We start from the raw sequence: 489 nt of genomic DNA, 5'->3' as shown, positions 1-489 counted from the left end.
CATATCCTGCGCGACGGTTCGATCCGTCCTCTGCGCGTTAAGGTAGGTGACACGGTTATCACGTCAATGACGACTGCAACCGTAGAAGTAGATGGTGAAGAGCTGAAGGTGTGCCTCGAAGGCGACCTGATTGGTATCATCAGTTAAGTAGTACGAATCAGATAGTGAGCCGGACGAAGTTGTTACCCGGTCTATCTGACTCAATTCCGGTGTAGCTCAGCGGTAGTAGCAACGGACTGTTAATCCGTGGGTCGCTGGTTCGATCCCAGCCACCGGAGCCAAACATGCGCGGGTAGCTCAGTTGGTAGAGCACCGGACTGAAAATCCGGGTGTCGCTGGTTCGAGTCCAGCCCTGCGCACCAACGTTGTGACCTCGTAAAAATCGTAGGAGGGGCTGATTACCCCGACCGCAATTTGTGTCCCGGGCTCGGCCTGTGTGTCGCTAGTGTAGATTTTCCACGTGTTGAGGTCAACTAATCAATTGGGGAC

Annotated in this window: 2 tRNA genes; both read left to right on the top strand. The window is 54.0% G+C overall.

From position 1 onward, the window contains the following. The first annotated feature begins 205 nt into the window (after window positions 1–205). Window positions 206–281 (top strand) — tRNA-Asn (locus AC1RPN_RS08305). 5 nt (window positions 282–286) lie between these two features. Then, window positions 287–362: transfer RNA gene (locus AC1RPN_RS08300), tRNA-Phe, on the top strand. Window positions 363–489: the final 127 nt, after the last annotated feature.

This window comes from Dellaglioa sp. CoH-57-MRSF-20 (assembly GCF_056781955.1).
Note: the sequence above shows the minus strand (reverse complement) of the source record. Positions and strands in the feature narration are given on the sequence as shown.